Below are 2246 nucleotides of genomic sequence, written 5' to 3'. Positions count from 1 at the left end.
CGCGGCGCCGCGCTCCATGGTGAGGCCGATGATACGGGTCTTCGGCGAACGGCCTTTCACCGCTGCGGCAACGCCGGCTGCCAGCCCGCCACCGGAGAGCGGCACGAGTACCGTTGCGACGTCCGGGACCTGTTCGATGATCTCCAGCCCAAGCGTGCCCTGCCCCGCCACAACTGCAGGGTCGTCGAAGGGCGGCGCCATGACGAGGCCATCTTCCGCTACCAGCCGGTCGACCCCGACCTGCGCCTCGTCCTGCGACCTGCCGACGATGCGGATATTGGCGCCAAGCCGCCGGATTTCCGCCACCTTGTTTTCCGGAACCAGCCGCGACAGGCAGATGGTCGCAACCGAGCCTTCCGCCTTTGCAGCATGGGCGAGCGCCCGGCCGTGATTGCCGGTCGAGGCCGCGACGACGCCGCGGGCGCGTGCGTCCGACGACAGCGACAGCACGGCATTGGTGGCGCCACGCAGCTTGAAACTGCCTGTGGTCTGATGATGCTCGAGCTTCAGCGCAACCGGCACGCCACACAGTTCCGACAGCGATGCGGACATGACCAGCGGCGTGCGCAACACGCGGCCGGACATGCGCGTCGCGGCCTGTTCTACATCTGAGAGAGTGACCGGCAACGCGTTCGCCATGACTTACATTCCGGAATATGGCAGCGCCATGAGGCGACCCAGCTCGGGACGCGCCGTTTCCTCGCCGCAGATCCGCAGACAGGCCCAGGCGGTGGCGAAATTGCTGCTGACGACGGGCTTGCCGATCACCTGCTCGATCTCGGAGATCACGCTTGCCGCGCGAACCGCCGTGCAGGAGATGAAGAGCGCATCGGACTCCGGCGCCATCGCCTCCTTTGCAAAGGCGACCAGTTCGTCGAGCGCGATGCGCGCCATCTCGCGGTCGTCGTCGAGATCGAGGCAGGTGAAGCGAGCGATGTCGAAGCCGAGACCGGCAAAGTAGCCGGCCATCGGGCGGCTGGTCTCGATCGTGTAGGGCGTCAGGATCGAAATGCGGCTTGCGCCGAGCGCCCGCAATCCTGCGACCGAGGCGGCTGTCGGCGTCACGACCCGCGCGCCGGGCTTGGCCGCCTTGATCGCGGCCTCCACCTCGGCATCACCGATCACCACGGTGGCCGACGTGCAGGAATATATCACGGCGTCGAGCGGCTCGTCTGGCAGGATGAGCGCAGCGGCCACCGTCAGCGACGGTTGCATGGCACGCAGATTGTCCGGCGTCACCGGATTGGCATAGGGGATGCGCGAGACATAGACGCCGATGCGCTCGCTGGCGACGAGGCGCTGGAAATCGACCTCGGTCGTGTGATCGGTGGCGAGGATGATCAGGCCAACCCTCTTGGCCAGCGGGCGGTCGTCGAGGCGCGGCGCGTGAGAAGCCGGTATCGGGGAAAGGTCGGCCATCATCAGCGTTCGTCCACGCGGGCATAGCGCTCTTCCAGCCAGCGCAGGAAAACGACGGAAATCAGGCTCATGACCAGGAAAAAGACGCCGACCATGGTCATCGGCTCGATGTAGCGATAGCTGCTGTTGGCGACGCTTTTCGCCTGGTTCATCAGTTCGAGCACGGTGATCGCCGACAGCAGCGGCGTTTCCTTGAACATGGCGATCAGGTAGTTGGCAAGCGCCGGGATCATCGGCGGGATCGCCTGCGGCAGGATGACGTGGATCCAGGACTGACGCTCCGTGAGGTTCGTCGCCTTCGCCGCCTCCCACTGGCCGCGCGAGACGTTCTCGATGCCGGCGCGATAGACCTCAGCCGTATAGGTCGCATAGTGCAGGCCGAGCCCGATGACGCCGGCCGTCAGCGCCGGCAGGCGGATGCCGATGTCGGGCAGGACGTAGAAGATGAAATAGAGCTGCACCAGCAGCGGCGTGCCGCGGATGAACTCGACGATGAAACTCGTCGTGCGGGCAATCGGCTTCGGCGCCGACATGCGCAGGATCGCGAAGACGAGGCCGATGACGGCGGCAACGATGGCGCCGAGGATCGTCGCGATGATGGTGATCTTGAGACCCTGGAGAAGGGCCGGCATGATCTCCCGGACGAAATTCCAATCCCATTCCATCGTCAGGCCCTCACACCGTCGAGACCGCGGGTGACGCGGCGTTCCAGCCAGCGCATGAACTGCGAGATGGCCAGCGCCATCAGGAAATAGAGAACGAGGATCGTTGCGAAGGGGATCAGCGTGCTGCCAGTCTGCGAGCGCACCACCTGGGCCTGGAAGGTC

3 protein-coding genes and 1 pseudogene are annotated in these 2246 nt (G+C 65.5%); all 4 read right to left on the bottom strand.

The genetic code is table 11. From position 1 onward, the window contains the following. Positions 1-639: pyridoxal-phosphate dependent enzyme (locus LXM94_RS06805; RefSeq protein WP_235770409.1), on the bottom strand; the 639-nt coding region annotated here is incomplete at its 3' end. Between the two features lie 3 nt (positions 640-642). Then, positions 643-1419 carry an ectoine utilization protein EutA gene (gene eutA / locus LXM94_RS06800; protein WP_235770408.1) on the bottom strand — a complete coding sequence of 259 codons (777 nt, stop codon included), beginning with the start codon at positions 1417-1419 and terminating at the stop codon, positions 643-645. A gap of 2 nt (positions 1420-1421) precedes the next feature. After that, a complete protein-coding gene (gene ehuD, locus LXM94_RS06795; protein WP_235770407.1) occupies positions 1422-2084 on the bottom strand; it encodes an ectoine/hydroxyectoine ABC transporter permease subunit EhuD in 663 nt (220 codons plus the stop codon). Positions 2085-2086: 2 nt separating this feature from the next. Further along, positions 2087-2246 (bottom strand): annotated as a pseudogene (locus LXM94_RS06790) (ectoine/hydroxyectoine ABC transporter permease subunit EhuC); the annotation flags it as partial.

This window comes from Rhizobium alarense (genome assembly GCF_021555155.1).
Taxonomy (GTDB): domain Bacteria; phylum Pseudomonadota; class Alphaproteobacteria; order Rhizobiales; family Rhizobiaceae; genus Rhizobium_D; species Rhizobium_D alarense.
Note: the sequence above shows the minus strand (reverse complement) of the source record. Positions and strands in the feature narration are given on the sequence as shown.

What these genes read in the sequence shown, in the direction of transcription:
- eutA (WP_235770408.1), bottom strand. Translation starts at nt 1,419, where the DNA reads ATGGCCGACCTTTCCCCGATACCGGCTTCTCACGCGCCGCGCCTCGAC.
- ehuD (WP_235770407.1), bottom strand. Translation starts at nt 2,084, where the DNA reads ATGGAATGGGATTGGAATTTCGTCCGGGAGATCATGCCGGCCCTTCTC.